The sequence below is a fragment of the Deferrisoma palaeochoriense genome (genome assembly GCF_054656955.1).
Genome location: NZ_BAAHXI010000073.1, coordinates 1 through 19483, shown reverse-complemented (window position 1 = coordinate 19483; position 19483 = coordinate 1). Strand labels below are relative to the sequence as shown.

The following is a 19483-nucleotide window of genomic DNA, read 5'->3' as shown; positions in this document are numbered from 1 at the left end:
TGAAACCGGCCCCGCCCCGGACACGCCGGAGGCGCCGCCGGCCGCCGAGGACAAACCCAAGCCCCGGCGCACACGCCGGAAGAAGAAGGCCGAGGAGGCCCCGGCCGAGGCCCAGGCCCCCGAGGCCACCCCCGAAACCGGCTCCGCCCCGGACACGCCGGAGGCGCCGCCGGCCGCCGAGGACAAACCCAAGCCCCGGCGCACCCGGAAAAAGAAGGTTGAGGCGCCCTCCGAAGGGTCTTGACGACGCGGGGCTCGCAAGCCTCGCCCTTGACGGTTTTCGTGGCGGTTTGCTAGCGTGCACTATTTGTGCCCGTCGGCACGTTATCGTCCGATTCCCCTAAAGGAGGTCCGCCGTGTACAAGTACCGCCTTCTCGCTCCCGGGCCCACTCCGGTGCCCGAAACCGCCCTACTCGCGATGGCCCGGCCGGCCATCCACCACCGGGAACCCGAGTTCAAGCCCATTTTCGCGGCCTGTCGCGAGGGCTTGAAATACGTGTTCCAAACCGAGCGCGACGTCGTGATCCTCGCGGCCTCGGGCACCGGGGCCATGGAGAGCGCGGTGACGAACTTCCTGCGCCGGGGCGACCGGGCGCTCTACGTCAACGGCGGGAAGTTCGGCGAACGGTGGGGCAAGATCCTGAAGGCTTATGGCTGCGATCCAGTGGAGCTCAAGGTGGAGTGGGGCCGGGCCGTGGACCCCGAGGACATCCGGAAGGCCCTCGACGCCGACCCCGCGATCCGGGCCGTGTACGTCCAGGCAAGCGAAACGAGCACCGCCGTGCGCCACCCCGTGGACGAGATCGCCCGGATCACCGGCGGCCGCGACGTCCTCCTCGTGGTCGACGGCATCACCGCCGTGGGCGTGTTCCCACTGCCCATGGACGCGTGGGGCATCGACGTTCTCGTCACGGGGAGCCAGAAGGCCCTGATGCTCCCGCCGGGACTCGCGTTCATCGCGTGGAGCGAGAAGGCCGAGCGGTTCCTCGAGACCTCGGATCTGCCCAGGTTCTATTTCGACCTCAAGGCCGAGCGAAAAAAGCAGCAGGAAAACCAGACCGCCTACACCCCGGCCGTGAGCCTGATCGTGGGACTCAAGGAGGCCCTCGACCGGATCCGGACCGAGACCCTTGAAGGCGTGCACGGCCGCACGGCCCGGATGGCCCGGGCCACTCGGGAGGCCGTCAAAGCCCTCGGCCTCGAACTCTTCGCCCCGGAGAGCCCTAGCGACGCGTGCACGGCGATCAAGATGCCCGAGGGCGTGGACGGCCAGGCGTTCAAGAAGGCTTTGCGGGAGCGGTTCGCCATGACCGTGGCCGGGGGACAAGACCAGGCCAAGGGCAAGATCATCCGGATCTCCCACATGGGCTACGTGGACCCCATGGACGTGGTGGCCGCCGTGTCGGCCCTGGAGTTGACGCTGCGGGAGTTCGGACACCCGGCGGAACTGGGAAAGGGCGTGGCCGCGGCTCTTTCGGTGTTGGGAGGGGAAAACCGATGAAGCGGGTGTTGGTGAGCGACAACCTCTCTCCCCGGGGCGTAGAGATCCTCCGGTCGGCCGAGGGGGTCGAGGTCGACGTCAAAACGGGCCTGAAGCCCGAGGAACTCAAGGGGATCATCGGACAGTACGACGCCCTGGTGATCCGAAGCGCCACCAAGGTCACGGCCGACCTTCTGGCCCACGCGGCGAACCTCAAGGTGATCGGCCGGGCCGGCATGGGCGTCGACAACGTGGACGTGGCCGAGGCCACGAAGCGCGGCATCGTGGTCATGAACACCCCCGGCGGCAACTCCGTGACCACGGCCGAGCACGCCCTGGCCCTCATGATGAGCCTGGTGCGAAACATCCCCCAGGCCGACGCCAGCATGAAGCAGGGCAAATGGGAGAAGAAGAAGTTCCAGGGCCACGAACTGTGTGGGAAGACCCTGGGCGTGGTGGGCCTGGGGAACATCGGGTCCATCGTGGCCGACCGGGCGCTGGGGCTCAAGATGAAGGTGGTGGGCTACGACCCCTACCTGAGTCAGGAGCGGGCGGCCGAACTCGGGGTCGAGCTCGTGGACCTCGAGGAACTCTTCCGGCGGGCCGACATCGTGACGATCCACGTGCCGCTCCTGGACGAAACCCGGAACCTCATTAACCGTGAAGCCCTGGCCAAAATGAAGGACGGGGTGTACCTCGTGTGCGCCGCCCGCGGCGGCATCGTGGACGAGGACGCCCTGCTCGAGGCTATCGAAAGCGGCAAAGTGGCCGGCGCCGCCCTTGACGTCTTCCGCGAGGAACCTCCGGGCCTCACGCCGCTGGTGGCCCACCCCCGGGTGGTGTGCACCCCCCACCTTGGGGCGAGCACGGTGGAGGCCCAGGAGGCCGTGGCGGTGCAGGTGGCCGAGCAGATCGTGGACTACCTGGAGCGGGGCATCATCCGAAACGCCGTGAACGTGCCGAGCGTTCCGCCCGAGATTCTGGCACAGATGGCCCCGTACCTGGATCTCGCCCGGAGCCTGGGCCAGCTCCAGGCCCAACTGGGGGTGGAGGGGCTCAAGGCCGTGGACCTCCAGTACTCCGGCCGGATCGCCGAGGGCCGCACCGGGTTGGTGACTGCGGCCGCCCTGGAGGGGCTCCTCTCCGCGAGCCTGGGCGAACGGGTGAACCTGGTAAACGCGCCGGTGATCGCCCGCGAGCGGGGGATCCGCGTGTCCGAGACCACGGCGAAAAACGGCGAGGACTACTCGGCCATGATGCGACTCGCCGTCGAGACGGCCCAGGGCCGGTTTAGCCTGGCCGGGGCGATCTTCGGCCGCAAAGAACCCCGAATCGTGGAGATCGACGGCATCCCCATCGAGGCGATCCCCCGGGGCCACCTGCTCGTGTTCTGGAACTACGACCGGCCGGGGCTCGTGGGGAGCATCGGCACCACCCTGGGCCGCCACGCCATCAACATCGGCCAGATGCAGTTCGGCCGCGAGGCCCCCGGCGGCCGGGCCGTGACCGTGGTGAACGTGGACGTCCCGGTCCCGGCCGAGGTCCTTCGCGAACTAAAGGAACTGCCCAACGTGGTGAGCGTCACTGCGGCGCAACTCTAGCCTGTCGGCCGGAACGGTTCCATGACCCATCGTCTGAGCCGGGCGGGCACCCCCGCCCGGCACCGCGAACTTCCCCCCGGGCTGGCCGACCGGCTGCCCGACGAGGCGGCCCGCCTCCACGCCGTGCGGGAGGCCTGCCTGGCCGAGTTGGCCCGCTGGGGGTACCGCCTCGTGGGCACGCCTCTCCTGGAGCACGCCGACACGTTCGAGCCCGCCCTGCCCGAACCGGGAGACGAGACGTTCCTGTACCGGTTCGTGGACCGCACCACCGGCCACGTGCTGGCCATACGGGCCGATTTCACGCCCCAGGTGGCCCGGATCGCGGGCACCCGGTTCCCCGAGGCCACCCTTCCATTGCGGCTTTGTTACGAAGGCTCCGTGGTGCGCCACGTGCCCGAGCGCCGGGGGATGTCCCGGGAGATCCCCCAGGTGGGGGCCGAACTGCTGGGCGTGCAGGACCCGGAGGCCGACGCCGAGGGCATCGCCCTTGTGGTGGCGTGCCTCGAGGCCGCGGGGATCGAGGGGTTCAAGGTGGATCTCGGGCAGGTGGAGTTCTTCCGGGGCGTGGTCGAGGGACTCGACCTTGCGCCCGACGAACTCGCGGCGCTGCGTGACGCCGTGGCCCGAAAGGACCTGAGCGATCTCGAGAAGATCCTCGAAGCGCTCTCGATCCCGGACCGCCGCAAGGAGATCCTGGCCGAGCTGCCCCTTCTCGCCGGCGGCACCGAGGTGCTGGATCGGGCCGCCAACCTGGTGGACTCGGAACACAGCGTGCAAGCCATGGAGAACCTGGCGCGGGTGGTGGAGTTCGTGGGCGTCCACGGCCTGTCCGACCGCCTCACCCTGGATCTGGGCGAGATCCGGGGCATCGACTACCACACCGGGGTCATCTACGAGGCGTTCGTGCCCCACCTGGCCGTGCCCCTGTGCCGGGGCGGCCGGTACGACCGGCTGTGCTCGGCCTACGGCCGGGACCTGCCGGCCACGGGGTTTTCCCTGGACCTCTCGGCCATCCTGTCCGCCCTGGCGGCGCCCACCCCCGGGCCCGAGGGGGTGTTCCTGATCAACTTCGAACCCGACCGGCGGCGCGCCCTTCTGCTGGCGCGGCGCCTGCGACGCCAGGGCACCCGGGCCGCGCGGGACCTGATCCGCAGGCCCCTGGACGACTCCCTGGCCCACGCCCGATCCCAGGGCTTCCGTTGGGCCGTCGTGGTCGATCCCGCGGTGGCCCCCCGGGTCCGGTGGGTGGATCTGATGTCGGGCGAGGCCGACGTTTTGACCGAGGATGAAGCCGTCGCCCGGGCGCGGGCGTGAGGAGCGATCGAGCATGCCGAACGTGGTGGTGATCGGCGCCCAGTGGGGCGACGAGGGCAAGGGCAAGGTGGTGGATCTCTACGCGGCCGGAGCCGACGCCGTGGTCCGGTTCCAGGGGGGAAACAACGCGGGCCACACCCTCGTGGTTGGCGGAGAGAAGATCATCCTCCACCTGATTCCCTCGGGCATCCTTCACCCGGGGACGACCTGCTGCATCGGCAACGGGGTGGTGGTGGATCCCGACGTGCTTTGGGAGGAGATCGAGGGCCTGCGCCAGAAGGGCCGGTGGACTGACGATGGGGCTCTCGTGGTGAGCGGGGCCGCCCACGTGATCCTGCCCTGCCACCGGGAGCTCGACAAGGCCCGGGAGGCCCGGGCCGGAAAGACCCAGATCGGGACCACGGGGCGGGGCATCGGCCCCTGCTACGAGGACAAGGCCTCCCGGAAGGGCGTCCGGGTGGCCGACCTCCTGGAACCCGACCGCCTCCGGGAAAAGGTGGAGGCCCTCCTCGACGAGCGAAACGCCCTGCTGCGCCACCTGGGCGCGCGCCCCTTCGACCCGGAGGAGATGTGGGAGCACCTGTGCCGGGCGGGCGAGAGGATCCGGCCGTTCGTAGGAGACGTAACGGGGCTCGTACACCGCTGGACCCGGGAGGGGAAGAAGGTGCTCTTCGAGGGCGCCCAGGGGACGCTCCTCGACATCGACCACGGCACGTACCCCTTCGTCACGAGCTCCAACACCACGGCCGGGGCCGCGGCCACGGGCACGGGGCTTCCGCCCCGGGAAGTCCACGCCGTGGTGGGCATCACCAAAGCGTACGTGACCCGGGTGGGCGCGGGGCCGTTCCCCACGGAACTCCACGACGCCATGGGCGACCGGTTGCGGGAGCGGGGCGGCGAGTTCGGAAGCACAACCGGTCGACCCCGCCGGTGCGGTTGGCTCGATCTCGTGGCCCTGCGCTCGGCGTGCCGGCTCAACGGGCTTTCGGGCCTCGCGGTCACCAAGCTCGACGTGCTCGAGGGCGTGGACCCGATCCGGGTTTGCACCCGGTATCTGCTGGACGGCGAGACCGTGGACTTCGTGCCCTCCCGCGCCGAGGACTTGGCGCGGTGCGTGCCGGTGTACGAGGAACTCCCCGGCTGGTCCGAGCCCTTGGGCGACGCCCGACGCCCGGCGGACCTTCCCCGAAACGCCCGGGCGTTCCTCGACGCCGTGGCCGAGGCCACGGGCTGCCCGGTGGCCCTGGCCTCGGTTGGGCCGGGACGGGAGCAGACCGTGGAGTTCCTCGATCCCTTCTCCCTGGGCCGCGCGTAGAAAAAGGCGGCGGCCACGGTTGACACCCGGCCGGGCCTTCGGTATAAAGGCCGGCCTTATCGGCGTGGGCCGTTAGCTCAGCTGGCAGAGCATCTGACTTTTAATCAGAGGGTCCCAGGTTCGAATCCTGGACGGCTCACCACCCCTTGGGAGCTCCGGGGCCCTCCGCCGGCCCCGCTGGAACTCGGACAGATCCGTCCCCATCGTCTAGCCTGGCCCAGGACACCGGCCTTTCACGCCGGCGACGGGGGTTCAAATCCCCCTGGGGACGCCATCTTCACCGAAACGGCCCGGACCGGCGAGAACCGCCGTCCGGGCCGTTTCCTTTTTCACCCCCCCGGGCGCCAGCCCCAACCCGTCGTTTCCGAGGAGGCCCGCGATGCCCACCGTTTTCGAAGACCGCCTCCGCCGGTTCGCCGAGGCGATTCTCGCCGGGACCGGCAGCGACACCGACGAGGCAAGCATCGTGGCCGCCCACCTGGTGCGGGCGAACCTCACCGGGCACGACAGCCACGGCGTGGGGATGCTCCCTTACTACGTGCGGTTCGCGTTCCGGGGCCTTCTTCGTCCGAACACGCCGGCCCGGCTTCTCAAGGACGAAGGCCCTATCCTCGCCTTCGACGGGGGCCGCGGCTACGGCCAGCGGGTGGCCCGCGAGGTCCTCGACGCCGCCATCGCCCGGTGCCGGGAAACCGGTATCGCGCTCGCCACGCTACGCCACGCCCACCACATCGGGCGGGTGGGCACCTACGGGGAGCAGTGCCTCGCCGCCGGGTTTGTGGGCATCCTGTTCGTGAACGTCCAGGACCACCCGCCGCTCGTGGCTCCTTTCCGCGGGAGCGACGCCCGGTTCGGCACGAACCCGGTCTGTATCGCCGTCCCGGGCACCGATCGCACCAGCCCGGTGCTCCTCGACATGGCCACGAGCCGGATCGCCCTGGGAAAGGTCCGGGTCCACATGAACAAGGGGGAACCGGCCCCGGCCGGGTGCCTCCTGGACCACCGGGGGCGGCCCACCACGGATCCCGCCGTGATGTTCCGCGACCGGAACCGGGGCGCGCTCCTGCCCGTGGGGGACCACAAGGGGTACGGGCTCGTGCTCGCCTGCGAACTCCTCGCCGGGGCGCTTTCGGGCGGGGGCACCATCCAGCCCGGGCACCCCCGCCTCGGGGCCATCGTGAACAACCTTCTCGCCGTCGTGATCGACCCGGGTCGGCTCGTGGACGTGGGCTGGCTCGGGCGCGAGGTGGAGGCGATCGTGGAGTACGCCAAGGCCTCCCCGCCGTCCCGGCCGGAGGAACCCGTGCTGATCCCCGGCGAACCGGAGCGCGAAACCGAGCGCCGGCGCCGGGCCGAGGGCATCCCGATCGACGAAACCACCTGGGAGGAACTCCTGGAAGCCGGCCAAACCGTGGGACTCGCGCGGGAGGATTTGCGCCGGACGGCGGGGGTGGGCCCGTAACAGGGTTTCTCCCCCCGGGGGCCGTGCGCTCTGCACCTCCCAGGGGAATCGGGAACAGGATCCGCTCGGATGGCCCCGGGAAGTAGCCCGGCCGGCCGGTGTTCTCGGTGCCGTAGCGGACGGTCCTCGGGCGGGATCCCTACCACCGGCCCGTTCCCGCCCCGGCAAGTCACCGAGCCCCCCACCGTCTCAAGAGGGGCGGCGGCCGCCCCCCGGAGTTCCCCGTGCCCCTAGCGTTCGATGGGCTCCACCTCGGCCGCCAAGACCTCGCGCCGGGCCCTTCTCAGCTCGGCGCAAAGGGGAAAGGCTCCCGGCCCGGTGGCTCCCAAGTGCCGGCCGGCCGCACCAGGCTCCCCACCAGTCCCCCACCCGCGGGTTTCCCGCAGCAACGCCGGCGATCTGACAATACTTCCGGCGGCGGTGTTGGTATCTCCGTTGATGTTGGTCGCCGATGGGCTTCGGCCCAAGGTCTCCTACTCTCCCCGGATCATGATCAAAAGCATCTTGAACCGCTTTTCGGCTCGCACGGCGTGGGGCACGTGGGCCGGCATGATGACGAGCTCGCCGGCGCCGGCGCGGACCTCCTCCCCGCCGATGATCAAGAGGGCCTCCCCGTCCACCACCTGGACCACGGCGTCGAAGGGGGCGGTATGCTCGCTCAGGTTCTGGCCCTGGGCGAACGCAAACAGCGTGAGCGTGCCGCCCTTCCGGTCCACGAGGGTCCGGCTCACGATGGACCCTTCCGCGTACTCCACGAAACTCGCCAAATGGATGGGCGTGGATACGGGCGCTTTCGCCGCCATGGGAAACCTCCTGTGTCGGGTGGTCGCAGGCTGTGGCACAATGAGGGTACCCGAGGTTCCGGCCCCCGCAACGTACGGCTTTCGGGAGGGGAAAACCATGCCCCCAGGAGAACTAACCATGGAAACACCGGTCGGCCCCTTGACCCTCACCGCGGAGCGGGGGGCCCTGGTGGGCATCCGGTTCGGCGCCGGGGGCCCGCCGGCCGCCCCTTCCGGAACCGTCCTGGCCCAGGCCGCCCGGGAACTCGAGGAATACTTTGGGGGCGGGCGCAAGGCGTTTACGGTGCCGCTGCGGTTCCCGCCCGGCTCCACCGCGTTCCGGCTGCGGGTCTGGGAAGCCCTCCGGCGGATTCCCTACGGAGAAACCCGAACCTACGGCGACCTCGCCCGGGAGCTCGGCACGAGCGCCCGGGCGGTGGGCGGGGCCTGCCGCCACAACCCGATTCCCATCGTGGTGCCCTGCCACCGGGTCGTGGCCCGGTCGGGGCTCGGCGGCTACGCCGGCGAGTGGGAGAACGGGGCGGCCGAGGCCGTGAAGCGCCGGCTCCTCGAACTGGAGACGCTGCCCCATGGGTGACGGCCTCGGGTGGGTGGGGCACCCCTTCTTCCGCCACCACCGCACGGGGGCCGACCACCCGGAGTCGCCCCTGCGGCTCGAGGTGATCGAGGGCACGCTGGAGGGCCTCGGGCTCCTCGACCGCATGACGCGCCTCCCGTTCGCCCCGGCCTCGCACGAAGACCTCGCCGTCGTCCACCACCCCGCCTACGTGGAGCTCCTGCGGCTCGCCTGTGAACACGGGTTCGGGTACGTCGCCGAGCCCGAGACCCGGATCTGCCCCGAGAGCTTCGAGGTGGCCCGCCTCGCCGCCGGCGGCACCCTGGCGGCCGTGGACGCGGTTCTCCACGGCACCGTGGGGCGGGCCTTCTGCGGCCTGCGCCCCCCGGGGCACCACGCCGGGCCGGAACGGGCGGGCGGGTTTTGCCTCGTGAACCACGCGGCGCTCGCGGCCGAGCACGCCCTCCGGCGGCGGGGCCTGGGCCGGGTGGCGGTGGTGGACCTGGACGCCCACCACGGGAACGGGACCCAGGAGATCTTTTGGGAGCGGGGCGATGTGCTCTACGTGTCACTCCACGAACACCCGCTAACCCTCAAATACCCGGGCACGGGCTGGCCCGGGGAGACGGGGGCCGGACGGGGTCGGGGGCGCACCCGGAACGTCTGCCTCGCCCACGGCGCCGGCGACGCGGAACTCCTGGCCGCGCTGGAGTCCGAGGTGATCCCCGCGCTCGAAGCGTTCCGGCCGGACCTCCTAGTCCTTTCCGTGGGGTTCGACGGCCTCGCCACGGACCCCCTGACCCACCTGACCTTGACGGCCGGCGGATTCGGGAAGGCCACCGCCCGCTTGGTGGACGCGGCCGAGGGGCTCTGCGGCGGGCGGATCGTGAGCGTGCTCGAAGGGGGCTACGACCTCGTGGGCCTGGGCCCGGCGGTCGCCGCCCACGTAGAGGCGCTGCTGGGGGCGTAGCCGAGGCGGGGGGATGGCCCATCGGGCGGCCGGTCTTGCAACCACGGAGAACACGGAGGACACGGAGAGATCCGAAGGCCCTCGGGCCCCTGCAGGGCCTTGCACGCTGTGGAGGTCAAAGACCGATTTAAGGGCGGGCGGGGGCGTCGGAGTCTCGAAGGTTTTTCGCCGCCTAGCAGCCTAGCCGCCCAGCTGTCCAACTGGATGCGACCCGACCGCCATGGAACGGGCCGCTCCGATCCGGCACTCCCCCCTTCCGAAGGCCGCGGCTCCCCGTCAGAGCGTGAGCAGGGTCACCACGGCGTGCGCGAGGAGGCTTCCGGCCTGGTCCCGGGCCTGCACCTGCACGGTGGCAACCCGCCGGCCGAGCCGCAGGATCTCCGCGCGCGCCGTGATCCGGGCGCCGGGCCCGGCCGGCCGCATGAAGTGCACCTCCAGGCCCTCGGTGGTGAGTTTGAGCCCCGACGGAAGGAGCCGGCCGGGGAAAAACGCGACCGTGTCCACCAAGGCGGCCAGCACCCCGCCGTGGAGCCCCCCCAGATAGTTGCCGTGGCGGGCCTCCACCGTGACCGCCATCTCGGCCGTCTCGGCCGTGACCTCCAAGAGTTCGAACCCCAGATGGCGGGCGAGCCCGATCCCGGCGAAGATCTCCCGAGCCCGATCGTTCCAGTACGCCTCTTCCACGATTCCCTCTGTATTCCAAAAAACGGCAGTCCGCGGTCGTCAGTCCCCGGTCTCCGGTCCCTTGGTCCATGCCGCTGCGGTCCGCCGTAGTACCGAAAGCCGAAGGCTACGGTTCCTGTGAGCGTGACGTCGCCCAGCCTATGGGCAATTCCGAGGAACTTCCCGCCGGGCGGCTCGGCGGCCGAAACCCTTCGGGGTTCCAGCGCCATTGCCCGTCCCAATCTGTGGTAGCGGCCTCGATACCGCGGGCCAGAATTCAGAGGTCAGGTACCAGAGACCGCCTGTCCTCCGGTCACTGGCACCGGGCGCCCGGATGCCCCGGAGCCGAAGCCGGGCTTACTTATCGGATTCCGCGGGAAACTTCCAGCCCGAAACGGCCTCCGAACAGAAGAAACCCCGCGGGGGAACGCCCGCGGGGTCTCCGGAATGGACGGCGGGGGTGCCGCGTTCCCGCCTTGATCAGAAGTACGCCTCCCTCGGGAGCGTCCGGATGGTGCTGTAGGCCTCCAGGGTCTTCTGGGCCTGGGTGAGGAGGTTTCGCACCCGGCCGAGGAGGTCCTTCGAGAAGGCCAGGTTGTGGATGGGGTTACCGCGCTCGAAGAGTTTCAGGTTCTTCTCGGCATTGTTCACCAGATCCTGGGCGTCGTAGGTGTACTTGCCCTCCCGCATGGCGGCCAGGATCTTCCGCTGGGTGTCCTGGAGCATCGTCCGAAGAGTGGCGACCTCGGCCTTGAGGGCCTTGGCCTCCTCCTCCCACTCGTCCACCATGGCGCCGTAGGCCTCGTCGCCGTCGTGGCACTCCACGCAGGCGGCCTTGATGCCCTCGACCGTGTTCTCCTCGCCGGCCGCGATCTGGACGTGGCACTCCTCGCACCCCACGGCCTCGGCCATCGGGTTCTTCTCGCCGCGCACGTCGCAGCTCTTCTCGTCGCAGGCGTTCTGGCCGTTATAGAGGTTGTGATTCTCCACGTGGCAGTCCTGGCACTCCACCGCCCCGGCGCCCTCGCCGTGGTGGCACTCGTTGCAGTTCCGGAGAACCGTCTGGCCGTGACGCTCCCGCGGGGTGTGGCACTCGAGGCAGTCCAGCCCCTCGTCCTGCACGTGCACGTCGTGGGGGAACGACACGTTTCCGAACGGCACCGGTTGGGTCTCGATGCACTCGACGCACGAGTGGCACAACTGGGTGCAGCCGGTGGGCGGTGACACCGCCTTCACGGCGTACCCGGGCTCGGCGAGGGCCCGCACCTTCTCGGAGCGCTCCTGGACGTCGGCCAGAATCCGCAGGGCGTAGTCCACGTTGTGGAGCCCCCGGGCCCGGCGGACGAACGCGAGGTTTCGCTCGGCCACCTCCACCAAGGCCGCGGCCTGGGACTTCGCGTCGTTTTCCTTGATCTTCCTGAGGGCGGAACGCGCCTCCAGGATCGCCTTCTCGGCCTTGTCCATCTCCTCGGTGAGGAGCTGTTTCCAATGCTTGGCCATGTCGTCGTAACCCTTGCCGTGGCAGTCGGCGCACGACTGGATGACCTGCTCGTAGCTCAGCCGGAGGCTCGAGGTGATCCCGGAGGGGGTTTTTTTCACGGCCACGTGACAACTACCGCAGTCGGCATGGGCCAGGTACATCGGGTTCGGCATATCCGGCACGCCTTCGGCACCCTTGCCCATATACAAATTCCGGGTAACCTCGTGCTGGTCGAGGGTATGGCACTTCAGGCAGTCGGTATCGTAGTAGTACCCCTTGGTGCGGGGCCGAAGGGCCGCCTGGGCCATCTTCTCCAAGGCTTCGGGCATCTCGTCTCCCGGCCGGACGATGTGGTGCTCGATCACCGAGTGGCACCGGAAACACTCCACCTTGTGCTCCGTCACGTGGTCGCGGTGGATCTCCTCGCTCGCGTGCTCCCCGTAAAGAATCCGAGGCTCCGCGTGGCACTGGACGCAGGTGTTGTCCTTGAGGTGTCCGTCCCCGAAGATCACGTCGAAGTGACACTGCTGGCAGTACACGCCGTTGTCCAGGTACTCCTGGTGGACGAACGGCATGTTCTCGTTGGCGTTGATGAACACCTTGGCCCGCAGTTGGGTGTGGCAGAGCTGACAATCGGCCATCTCCGGGTGCTCTTCCCGGTTCATGAAATGGCACACGAAGCAGGTGCTCTCAGTGACCGTCAGGTGTTCGCCCTGAACGATCTGGGAGTGGCAGGTGACGCACCGGAGCTTCTTGCCCCGGCGGAGTTCACCAAGGTGCGTCCCGTGGCTGAACCTCACCCCCTTGAACGTGAGGGTCTTCTCGGCCAGGTCACCCGTGTTATGGCACCCCTCCCGCAAACAACTCGCGTCGCTGACCTGCGTATGGGGCCGTGGGGGCGCCGTGCCGGTGAGCTTCATCCACACGTGCATCTGGGCCTTCCACTTGCCTTTGAGCTCGTTGACCAACCCCGGCTCGAAATGGCACTCGATGCACAGGACCTCCCGGTGGCTCGACTCCGCCCAAGAGTCGATGTAGGGCTGCATGTTGTGGCACATGCCGCAGAATTTGGGCGACGCCGTCGCCTTGAGCATAAGGGCCACAAAGACGACAAGCGCAACAACGGCCACCACAGCGAACACCAGCATGCCTTTCCAGTGGCGCCGGATGCCCACGAAGATCACCCGGAACAAGTCTCTCAGAAAGTCGACCATCAAAGTCCATAGTTCGCGGATCATCTCCCCACACCTCCCTTCCGAAAGAAAAAAGGAAACGGTTCTGAAACATTCTGAAACATGTGGAACAGCAGGCCTTTCTGGAACCGTTCTGTATCACGACCCACGAATCGAACGCAAGGGGTGCATATCCCCCACCCGACTCCGACGTTCTAACCTCCTGGCATCCCTAATCTACAACTCATCGAATCAAGAATAAGTCCATAGATGACACTGTCCGTGTGCCGTGATACCATCTCGTGTCCATTGTCAAGGAGTCGCCCATCATGCGAATTTTTGCACTTGCCCTCCTGCTTGCGTGCTACCTTCCTGCCGCTGCGGGTGCCGGTACGATCACCCTTCTTTACACCGCCGACGAAAGGGGCGAGATCCTTCCCTGCGGGTGAAAGAAAAACCCGCGTGGCGGTCTGGCCAAGCGAGCAACCTACGTAGCGCAAGCCCGAACCGAGGGGCCGGTTCTGTTCGTCAGCGCCGGGAACTGCCTGTTCAAGCGCGAGCACGTGCCTCCAGCCAAGGCTGCAGAATTCGAGGAGATCGCCCGACTCATGGTCCGGGCCTACAGCGTCATGGGACTCGACGCGATGTCGGTGGGGGCCTACGACCTTTCCCTGGGCATCGACTTCCTCCTGGGACTTTCCCGAGAGGCCACGTTTCCCTTTCTGAGTGCAAACCTCGTCGATCCCCACGGCCGGCGGTATTTCGAGGCGTACCAGGTTCGGTCGGTGGGAGGGATCCGGATCGCCCTGGTGGGACTCCTTGACGACGATCTAAAACGAAGTCGAATCCCCTTAGTGGAGAAAATCCGCGTGCTCCCCCCGCTGCAGGTGGCAGAGCGCCTCGTTCCGGACATCGTAGCGAAGGAAAAGCCCGATCTCGTGGTCGTCCTGACCGACATGATGGACCGGGATCTTCGCCGGCTCGCCCTGTCGGGCCTGCCCATCGATGTGATCGTCGGGTCGTCCCGGAGAAACCAGCTCTCGGTCCCCGCCCGGATCGGCTCGACCCTCGTGTGCTCCCTCGACAGGGGCGGAAAGACCCTCGGCCGGCTAGAGGTGCGCCTCACGGAGGAAGGCAGGCCCGCGATTCAGAACACGTTCGTTCCCCTGATGGAGGACCGGTTCGCGGATCACCCGGCCGTCGCCCCCCTGGTTGAGGAAACCCTATCGAGGCTCAAGGAACTCCAGGCCCGTGCCGTGCCGGAGGCCGGTGCCGCCTCGGAACAGGGGTGCGGCCAGGAGTTTGTCGGCGCGCAGGCGTGCCGCCCCTGCCACCCCGGCCGCTACCAGTACTGGCGCGCCACGGCCCATGCCGCCGCCTACGAGGTGCTCAAGGCCAAGGGCCGGGAGTTCGACACCGATTGCCTGGCCTGCCACACGGTGGCCTACGAGTGCTCCGACGGCGAGGTGGACCGGCTCAGCATCGAGCGGTTCGCCAACGTGCAGTGCGAGTCGTGCCACGGTCCGGGTTCGGTCCACGTGGCGTCCGAGGGAAAAGCGCCGTTGGAAAAGGGCTTGGCCTGCCCCAAATGCCACACGCCGGAACGGTCGAACGATGAGGGCGTAACCCGGAGGGCCCACGAGGTGTGCGCGGATTCGGGTGCGCCGGCGGGGAATTAGGTGCCTCCGGGGTGCAGCCCCTAACGTCGGGCCCCTCCGGGGCCAACCCCGGCCGTCCTACGTAAGCTTCACCGGGAGGCTCCGCACTGGAGTAAGCGACCGACTACCGGGGCCAGAGCCATTTCAGGAGGAGTGCGGCCAGCGGGGCCGAGTGGAGGACCAGGTCGAAGATGTCCAGCGGCCGCCGAAGGTCCCCGGCCAGGAGCATCTGCACCTTCTCCACCAGGTGGGGCTTGGGGTGGAACGGGGCCAAGGCCATCAGCACCGCCAGGGGGATCAGCACCGAGTAGGGGACCGCATCGAACATAAGGGACCTCCGCGCCGAAGGGGGTCGTCACGTCCCTTCGATGCTGGAACGCCCCCGACGTTTCAGCCCCCTCGTTTTCCGGCGATCCAGTCTGCCATGGCCGCCACGGTCTGCGGCCAGTCGGACGACATGCGAAGCCCCACGAACTCCCGGTAGAGCCCGTCCAGGACGTCCCAGATCTCCCGCGCGAGCCCAAGGCGCACGAGCGCCGTGCCGTGCCACCCTTCGTCCGGGTCGGCCTCCACCGGCGGGATCTTGCCCGACGCCAGGTCGAACGTGTCGCCCCTCAGGGTGAACTCGTACTCCCGGTCGTTCACCGAGAGCCCCAGACGGACCTCCTGGACCTTCTTTCCCACCGCGAGAGCCGCGGCCGCCTCGGCCGACCGAGCCACCTCGCCGTTCTTCAGGATGTTCTCCTTGCTGTCGGTCTCGAGGCTCCCCAGGGTGAGGCGCTCCTCGATCCACAGCGTGGCCGTCCCCAGGCCCGGCACCGGGACCTCCCCGCCCCCCTCCTCGATCCGAAACCAAAGCCAGGTCAGGAACTCGTGGCCCCAGAAGGCCTTCTCCTCCATGGTCTTCAGCACGTCCATCACCGCCCCTCCTCGGGAGCGAACCAGGCCGGGATCACCCGGTCCAGGGTCTCGGCCCGGTCTTCCCCGGCGGCCTCCAGGGCCAGGGCATACGGGAACAGCGGCCTGAGCCTCAGACCGAAGGTGCGCTCAAACACCACCCGGAAAGTCTCGTTCGCTTTCTCGGCGGTGCTCCAGAACCACACCTCGGAGCGGTCCAGGTCCCAGGCCATGTCGATCCCCTGTACCGACGGGATCACCCGGTCCAGGAGCTCGCGGCGCACCAAAGACGCGATCTCGTCCCGCTCGGCCCGGGTCAGGTCCTCCCGGCCGGCCTTGAGCCGCCACTCGGCCTCCCGCCGCCGGCACATCAGCTTGAAATATTTCGACGGGATGCGCTTCGTGTCGATCCGCAGGGTAAGGCAGATCGTGTTCCCCACGAGCCAGCGGTCCAGCGGCAGTTCGGGCTCGAACCAGTCGTCCACGCCGACCCAGCCCACCACCTGTTCCCGCTCGTCGTCGGGGGCAAAATCCTGAAACGCGTTGGCCCGGATCGCCTCCTCGTACCGGTCCCGGAAATCGGGCGGGGGCTCCCCCAACACCCGGTACCGCCGTAGCCGAACTCCACCGGTCAAGATTCCCATGTCGCCTCCTCCGGCTTCCCAAGAGCCGCCGCTTATACGCGGGGGGGGAGAGGGTTGTCAACGGCCACTACGCCCGGGCCGAACGCCCGTGGTACCATCCGGGCCCCGTCCGCCCCCCTATGGTCACGGTGCTGCCCATGCACGATCCGGAACCGATCCGCCCGCTCGTGGGCGCGCTCCACGCCTGGTACCGCCGCTGCGCCCGGGACCTTCCCTGGCGGCGGACCCGGGACCCGTACGCCGTGTGGGTTTCGGAGGTGATGCTCCAGCAGACCCGGGTCGCCGCCGTCGTGGGGTACTACGAGCGGTGGATGGGGGAACTCCCCACGGTCGGGGCCCTGGCCCGGGCCGACGACCAGACCGTGCTCCGGCTCTGGGAGGGCCTGGGGTACTACTCCCGGGCCCGGAACCTCCACCGGGCGGCCCGGGTCGTGGTGGAACGCCACGGGGGGCGGATCCCGGACGACCCCGGCGCGTTCCGGGCGCTGCCCGGGGTGGGCCCCTACACCGCCGCGGCCGTGCTCAGCATCGCCTTCGGCCGGGATCTCGCCGTGGTGGACGGAAACGTCCTGAGGGTGCTCGCCCGGCTCACGGCCCTGGCCGAGGATCCCCGCACGGGCCCGGCCCGGCGGGGCCTCGAGACCCTGGCCCAGGATCTCCTTCCGCCCGGGACCGCGGCCCTCCACAACCAGGCGGTGATGGAACTCGGGGCCCTGGTGTGCACCCCGAAGAGCCCGGCCTGCCCGGAGTGCCCCCTCGCCACGGCATGCAAGGCCCGCGCCAGCGGGGACCCGGCCCGGTTCCCGGTGCGCAGGCCCAAGGCCCCCGTGCCCCACCGCCGGGTGGCCGTGGCCGTGGTGGTGGGGCCGGACGGGCGGGTGCTGGTGGACCGCCGGCCCTACGGGGGGCTCCTCGGCGGGCTCTGGGAGTTTCCCGGCGGCAAGATCGAACCGGGGGAGGCGCCCGCGGAGGCCGCGCTCCGGGAACTCCGCGAGGAACTCGGGGCCTCGGCCCGGGCCGAACGGACGTTGCCCGCCGTGGACCACGCCTACTCCCACTTCACCGTAACCCTGCACCCGGTGGTGTGCCGCTTCGAGGCCATGGACGCCCGGGCCGGGGACGGCCGGGAATGGAAGTGGGTGGAGCCGGCCGAACTCGCCGACCTTCCCATGCCCCGGGCCAACCGGAAAATCCTGGAACTTCTCGATTGGCAGCGAAAGGAGGACGCCCCGTGAACCGATCGTTCCCCCCCATCGTGACCGAGCTTCCCCCGGTGGACCTACCCATCGAAGGGGCGACGGGCTGGCTCCTCCAGGGACCCACCCGGCAGGCGGTGTTCTTCCGGCTGGAGCCCGGGTTCGAGATCCCCGAGCACCGCCACGGCGCCCAGTGGGGCATGGTGATCGACGGGGAGATCGAGCTCACCATCGCCGGCGAGACCCGCACCTACCGCAAGGGCGACACCTACGAGATCCCGGCCGGCACGCCCCACGGCGCCCGCACCCGAGACGGGGCCTTGGTGCTCGACCTCTTCGCCGACCCTGACCGGTACCGGCCGCGGGGGGCTTGACCGGAGCGCGGGTTGCGCGCCAAGGTTAGGCGACTTCGGTCGCCGGTCTCCGGTCTTCGGTCTGCGGTGGGCCGTGGCCCCGGGGTGGATGCCTGGCCACCGCATCCCATCGCTTCCCAAGCGACACAAGGAGGAGTCCCATGAAACGCTGGATCGCCGCCCTCGCCCTCGCCGCCTGCCTCACGGCCCCGGTTGCCGCCCGGGCCGAGCTCAAGGGCGAGGTGATCTTCCGCGACACCTTCTACGGCACCCTCACCGGGGCCATCATCGGCGGGGCCCTCACCGTGTTCACCGACGAACCCCAGGACCACCTGGAGTACATCGGGTACGGCGCCGCGGCCGGGGCGATCGCGGGGGCGCTGTTCGGGGTGTACGAGTCCACGGCCGTGGCCGAGATCCGCGACGGCGACCTCTACCTGGCCCTCCCCACCGTCAAGACCGCCCCCGAGCCGGGTGGCGTACGGGTGAGCGCCGATCTCCTCAGGGTCAGCTTCTAGCCGGACCGGGCCGCCGTGCGGCTCCACAGCCTGGCCGGCCTCTTGGCCCTGTGCCTCCTGGCCTGGGCCTTCGGGGAAAACCGACGGGCCGTCCGCTGGCGCACCGTGGCCGCGGGGCTCGCGCTCCAGCTCGCGATCGCCCTGGTGCTCCTGAAGCTCCCGCCGGCCAAGGGGGTGTTCCTGGGGCTCAACCGGGCCCTGGAGGCCCTCCAGGAGGCCACCCGGGCCGGCACCTCGTTCGTGTTCGGGTACCTGGGGGGCGGGGAACTGCCCTTTGAGGCCTCGAATCCCGGCGCGACCTTCGTGCTGGCGTTCCAGGCGCTCCCGCTCGTGCTCGTGATGAGCGCGCTGTCGGCCGTGCTTTTTCACTGGCGGGTCGTGCCCTGGGCGGTCAAGGGGTTCTCCCGGATCCTGGAGCGGACCCTGGGGATCGGCGGGGCCGTGGGGCTCTCGGCCGCGGCCAACGTGTTCGTGGGCATGGTGGAGGCGCCGCTCCTCGTGCGGCCCTACCTGGAACGCCTGGGCCGGGGGGAACTCTTCATGGTGATGACGGCCGGCATGGCCACCATCGCCGGCACCGTGCTCGCCCTTTACGCCGCGATCCTGGGCCCCGTCATTCCCGACTCGGTGGGCCACATCCTGACCGCGTCCCTGATCAGCGCGCCGGCCGCGGTGGTGGTCGCCCACCTCATGGTGCCCGAGACCGGGGAACCCACCGGAGGCGGCCTCGTACCCCCCGATGAGTACGCCTCCACCATGGACGCCGTCACCAAGGGCACGGCCGCGGGGGTGGGGCTTCTGCTCCACATCGTGGCCATGTTGGTGGTGCTGGTGGCCCTGGTGAGCCTGGTGAACCAGGCCCTGGGGCTCCTGCCCCCGGTGGCCGGGGCGCCCGTGACCCTGGAGCGGATCCTGGGCTACCTCATGGCCCCGGTCCTGTGGGTGATCGGGGTTCCCTGGTCCGAGGCGGTCACGGCCGGGAGCCTCATGGGCACCAAGACCGTGCTCAACGAGTTCCTGGCCTACCTCCGCCTGGCCGGGCTGCCCGAGGGGGCGCTCTCGCCCCGGAGCCGGCTCATCGTCACCTACGCCCTGTGCGGGTTCGCCAACTTCGGGAGCCTCGGGATCCTGATCGGCGGCATGGAGGCGATGGCCCCCTCCCGCCGGGACGAGATCGTGGCCCTGGGGCTCCGGTCCATCGTCTCCGGAACCCTGGCCACCCTCATGACCGGTGCGGTGGTGGGGGTGCTCGCGTAGCACGAAGACCAGCGGAAGTGTCGTCCGCTCCCGGTCGTTGCGAAGGACAACGGGGGGGATCGGCGAATGCTTCGCTTAGGGTTGGAAAAGGGGCCGCCGGAAGCCGGCGGCCCCGTCGCGGCTATGGGGTGTGACGCGCCTAG

19 protein-coding genes and 2 tRNA genes are annotated in these 19483 nt (G+C 69.4%); 15 read left to right on the top strand and 6 right to left on the bottom strand.

Annotated elements, in window-relative coordinates; translation table 11 throughout:
* The 8 genes from ACYQ8L_RS16010 to ACYQ8L_RS15975 form a co-directional block, all read left to right on the top strand.
* On the top strand, positions 1 to 244 hold a 244-nt coding region (locus ACYQ8L_RS16010; protein ID WP_459942817.1), incomplete at its 5' end, for a hypothetical protein.
* A 112-nt stretch (positions 245 to 356) separates the two neighbouring features.
* The gene (locus ACYQ8L_RS16005) at positions 357 to 1502 is read left to right on the top strand and encodes a pyridoxal-phosphate-dependent aminotransferase family protein (protein WP_459942816.1); all 1146 of its coding nucleotides are present in this window, start codon (positions 357 to 359) and stop codon (positions 1500 to 1502) included.
* Positions 1499 to 3082: a phosphoglycerate dehydrogenase gene (serA, locus tag ACYQ8L_RS16000; protein WP_459942815.1), complete on the top strand. Its 1584-nt coding sequence runs from the start codon at positions 1499 to 1501 to the stop codon at positions 3080 to 3082. Before ACYQ8L_RS16005 ends, serA begins: the two co-directional genes overlap by 4 nt.
* 21 nt (positions 3083 to 3103) lie before the next feature.
* Positions 3104 to 4396, top strand: coding sequence for an ATP phosphoribosyltransferase regulatory subunit (hisZ, locus tag ACYQ8L_RS15995; protein ID WP_459942814.1), 1293 nt, complete (start codon positions 3104 to 3106; stop codon positions 4394 to 4396).
* Positions 4397 to 4409: 13 nt separating this feature from the next.
* Entirely contained in the window at positions 4410 to 5711 is a 1302-nt protein-coding gene (locus ACYQ8L_RS15990) for an adenylosuccinate synthase (RefSeq protein ID WP_459942813.1), read from the top strand.
* Positions 5712 to 5777: 66 nt separating this feature from the next.
* Positions 5778 to 5853, top strand: a tRNA-Lys gene (locus tag ACYQ8L_RS15985).
* 54 nt (positions 5854 to 5907) lie between these two features.
* A tRNA-Glu gene (locus ACYQ8L_RS15980) sits at positions 5908 to 5985 on the top strand.
* Between the two features lie 105 nt (positions 5986 to 6090).
* On the top strand, positions 6091 to 7173 hold the full coding sequence (locus ACYQ8L_RS15975) for a malate/lactate/ureidoglycolate dehydrogenase (RefSeq protein WP_459942812.1): 1083 nt from the start codon (positions 6091 to 6093) through the stop codon (positions 7171 to 7173).
* Positions 7174 to 7646: 473 nt separating this feature from the next.
* On the opposite strand, the gene ACYQ8L_RS15970 is transcribed toward ACYQ8L_RS15975, so the two are convergent.
* Positions 7647 to 7976: a cupin domain-containing protein gene (locus ACYQ8L_RS15970; RefSeq protein ID WP_459942811.1), complete on the bottom strand. Its 330-nt coding sequence runs from the start codon at positions 7974 to 7976 to the stop codon at positions 7647 to 7649.
* 118 nt (positions 7977 to 8094) lie between these two features.
* Between ACYQ8L_RS15970 and ACYQ8L_RS15965 the strand changes: the two genes are divergently transcribed.
* Positions 8095 to 8553 (top strand): methylated-DNA--[protein]-cysteine S-methyltransferase, encoded by a 459-nt coding sequence (locus ACYQ8L_RS15965; protein WP_459942810.1) that lies wholly within the window; start codon positions 8095 to 8097, stop codon positions 8551 to 8553.
* Positions 8546 to 9502 (top strand): histone deacetylase family protein, encoded by a 957-nt coding sequence (locus tag ACYQ8L_RS15960; RefSeq protein WP_459942809.1) that lies wholly within the window; start codon positions 8546 to 8548, stop codon positions 9500 to 9502. Before ACYQ8L_RS15965 ends, ACYQ8L_RS15960 begins: the two co-directional genes overlap by 8 nt.
* Before the next feature lie 276 nt (positions 9503 to 9778).
* Here ACYQ8L_RS15960 and ACYQ8L_RS15955 read toward each other — a convergent pair whose 3' ends face one another.
* Together ACYQ8L_RS15955 and ACYQ8L_RS15950 are read right to left on the bottom strand one after the other, a co-directional pair.
* The gene (locus tag ACYQ8L_RS15955; protein ID WP_459942808.1) at positions 9779 to 10186 is read right to left on the bottom strand and encodes a PaaI family thioesterase; all 408 of its coding nucleotides are present in this window, start codon (positions 10184 to 10186) and stop codon (positions 9779 to 9781) included.
* Between the two features lie 459 nt (positions 10187 to 10645).
* A complete protein-coding gene (locus ACYQ8L_RS15950) occupies positions 10646 to 12883 on the bottom strand; it encodes a NapC/NirT family cytochrome c (protein ID WP_459942807.1) in 2238 nt (745 codons plus the stop codon).
* Positions 12884 to 13425: 542 nt separating this feature from the next.
* On the opposite strand from ACYQ8L_RS15950, the gene ACYQ8L_RS15945 reads away from it, so the two are divergent.
* Positions 13426 to 14496: a multiheme c-type cytochrome gene (locus ACYQ8L_RS15945; RefSeq protein WP_459942806.1), complete on the top strand. Its 1071-nt coding sequence runs from the start codon at positions 13426 to 13428 to the stop codon at positions 14494 to 14496.
* 103 nt (positions 14497 to 14599) lie between these two features.
* On the opposite strand, the gene ACYQ8L_RS15940 is transcribed toward ACYQ8L_RS15945, so the two are convergent.
* The 3 genes from ACYQ8L_RS15940 to ACYQ8L_RS15930 form a co-directional block, all read right to left on the bottom strand.
* Positions 14600 to 14803, bottom strand: coding sequence for a hypothetical protein (locus tag ACYQ8L_RS15940; RefSeq protein WP_459942805.1), 204 nt, complete (start codon positions 14801 to 14803; stop codon positions 14600 to 14602).
* Positions 14804 to 14865: 62 nt separating this feature from the next.
* Positions 14866 to 15393 (bottom strand): hypothetical protein, encoded by a 528-nt coding sequence (locus ACYQ8L_RS15935; protein ID WP_459942804.1) that lies wholly within the window; start codon positions 15391 to 15393, stop codon positions 14866 to 14868.
* Positions 15393 to 16016, bottom strand: coding sequence for a hypothetical protein (locus ACYQ8L_RS15930; protein ID WP_459942803.1), 624 nt, complete (start codon positions 16014 to 16016; stop codon positions 15393 to 15395). The genes ACYQ8L_RS15935 and ACYQ8L_RS15930 overlap by 1 nt, the downstream gene beginning before the upstream one ends.
* A 137-nt stretch (positions 16017 to 16153) precedes the next feature.
* On the opposite strand from ACYQ8L_RS15930, the gene mutY reads away from it, so the two are divergent.
* From mutY to ACYQ8L_RS15910, 4 genes are all read left to right on the top strand, one after another.
* On the top strand, positions 16154 to 17251 hold the full coding sequence (gene mutY / locus ACYQ8L_RS15925; protein WP_459942802.1) for an A/G-specific adenine glycosylase: 1098 nt from the start codon (positions 16154 to 16156) through the stop codon (positions 17249 to 17251).
* Positions 17248 to 17586: a cupin domain-containing protein gene (locus ACYQ8L_RS15920; protein WP_459942801.1), complete on the top strand. Its 339-nt coding sequence runs from the start codon at positions 17248 to 17250 to the stop codon at positions 17584 to 17586. Before mutY ends, ACYQ8L_RS15920 begins: the two co-directional genes overlap by 4 nt.
* Before the next feature lie 140 nt (positions 17587 to 17726).
* Positions 17727 to 18083: a hypothetical protein gene (locus ACYQ8L_RS15915; protein ID WP_459942800.1), complete on the top strand. Its 357-nt coding sequence runs from the start codon at positions 17727 to 17729 to the stop codon at positions 18081 to 18083.
* Between the two features lie 15 nt (positions 18084 to 18098).
* Complete coding sequence (locus ACYQ8L_RS15910) at positions 18099 to 19340, top strand: NupC/NupG family nucleoside CNT transporter (protein WP_459942799.1); 1242 nt, start codon at positions 18099 to 18101, stop codon at positions 19338 to 19340.
* Positions 19341 to 19483 lie beyond the last annotated feature (143 nt).